Below are 960 nucleotides of genomic sequence, written 5' to 3'. Positions count from 1 at the left end.
CACGGTACTGGTTCACTATCGGTCACTAGGGAGTATTTAGCCTTGGGAGATGGTCCTCCCGGATTCCGACGGAATTTCACGTGTTCCGCCGTACTCAGGATCCACTCTGGAGAGAACGAAGTTTTGACTACAGGGCTGTTACCTCCTATGGCGGGCCTTTCCAGACCTCTTCATCTACCTCGTTCTTTTGTAACTCCGTATAGAGTGTCCTACAACCCCAAGAGGCAAGCCTCTTGGTTTGGGCTGTTCCCGTTTCGCTCGCCGCTACTCAGGGAATCGCATTTGCTTTCTCTTCCTCCGGGTACTTAGATGTTTCAGTTCCCCGGGTCTGCCTTCTCATATCCTATGAATTCAGATATGGATACCACTCCATTACGAGTGGTGGGTTTCCCCATTCGGAAATCTCCGGATCAAAGCTTGCTTACAGCTCCCCGAAGCATATCGGTGTTCGTCCCGTCCTTCATCGGCTCCTAGTGCCAAGGCATCCACCGTGCGCCCTTTCTAACTTAACCGTTAAAAAGAATCACTATGTGATATCTTGTGTTACTAATTGAATGTGATGTCTACTGTTATCTAGTTTTCAAAGAACACGTTGGTGGAGCCTAGCGGGATCGAACCGCTGACCTCCTGCGTGCAAAGCAGGCGCTCTCCCAGCTGAGCTAAGGCCCCAATATTATTCAAGATGGTGGGCCTGAGTGGACTCGAACCACCGACCTCACGCTTATCAGGCGTGCGCTCTAACCAGCTGAGCTACAGGCCCATCTTAACTTATTTAAGGAACAAAGTTCCTTCAAAACTAAACAAGACAGGGAACGTTCTGTTTATAAGACCCAAGGTCTTATATTCCGTATATATCCTTAGAAAGGAGGTGATCCAGCCGCACCTTCCGATACGGCTACCTTGTTACGACTTCACCCCAATCATCTGTCCCACCTTCGGCGGCTGGCTCCTAAAAGGTTA

At 49.7% G+C, this 960-nt stretch carries 2 tRNA genes and 2 rRNA genes; all 4 read right to left on the bottom strand.

The window, feature by feature from the left end:
• Positions 1-512, bottom strand: a 23S ribosomal RNA gene (locus tag AAGG74_RS23445); the annotation flags it as partial.
• Between the two features lie 81 nt (positions 513-593).
• A tRNA-Ala gene (locus AAGG74_RS23440) sits at positions 594-669 on the bottom strand.
• A 14-nt stretch (positions 670-683) separates the two neighbouring features.
• Positions 684-760: transfer RNA gene (locus tag AAGG74_RS23435), tRNA-Ile, on the bottom strand.
• A gap of 101 nt (positions 761-861) precedes the next feature.
• Positions 862-960 (bottom strand): 16S ribosomal RNA (locus AAGG74_RS23430); the annotation flags it as partial.

Origin of the sequence: Bacillus mexicanus (assembly GCF_050445615.1) — a bacterium.
In the GTDB taxonomy this organism is placed as follows: domain Bacteria; phylum Bacillota; class Bacilli; order Bacillales; family Bacillaceae; genus Bacillus; species Bacillus mexicanus.
This window is presented reverse-complemented; position numbering and strand designations above follow the sequence as displayed.